The organism is Bergeyella anatis (assembly GCF_036016955.1).
Lineage (GTDB): Bacteria > Bacteroidota > Bacteroidia > Flavobacteriales > Weeksellaceae > JAYWXI01.
The window spans coordinates 1-496 of sequence record NZ_JAYWXI010000120.1 but is presented as its reverse complement, the minus strand read 5'-3'; the positions used below and the strand labels follow the sequence as shown (position 1 = coordinate 496).

The window sequence follows — 496 nt, the reverse complement described above, 5'->3', positions numbered from 1 at the left end:
AAGTCCGTAGTAGAAACACATCAAGCCATTTGTCAGGACAAAAAATGGTTGGACACACAAGAGGTCTGTCAGTTGTTGGGCATTAGCAAACGGACACTTCAAAATTACAAAGACCGAAATTTACTGCCTTATTCGTACATCAATCGAAAAAACTACTACAAGCGTAGCGATGTACTTCATTTATTAGAAAATCAAACTGCAAAAACTGAAATCTAATGGAACTCTATACAGAACAAACGGAAGAAATGGCTTCTTACCAAAAGCAAATACAAGAGCTTAATGAATATGTAAAGTTTTTGTTAGAGCATTTTAAACCTGTATTTAATGGGGAAATTTATTTATCTGGAAAAGAATTGTGTGAATTATTGCATATAAGCCAAAGAACCCTCCAACAATATAGAGATGATGGCTTTTTGCCTTACATTCAAATTGAGGGTAAAATTTTGTACAAAGAGAGCGATGTACTAAAAATATTGGAGAATAACTATAAGGCAAT

Annotated in this window: 2 protein-coding genes; both read left to right on the top strand. The window is 33.5% G+C overall.

The genetic code is table 11. The features are described 5' to 3' along the window. Nucleotides 1-216: helix-turn-helix domain-containing protein (locus VQ048_RS12545; RefSeq protein WP_327611970.1), on the top strand; the 216-nt coding region annotated here is incomplete at its 5' end. After that, on the top strand, nt 216-496 hold a 281-nt coding region (locus VQ048_RS12540), incomplete at its 3' end, for a helix-turn-helix domain-containing protein (protein ID WP_327611969.1). The genes VQ048_RS12545 and VQ048_RS12540, both read left to right, overlap by 1 nt.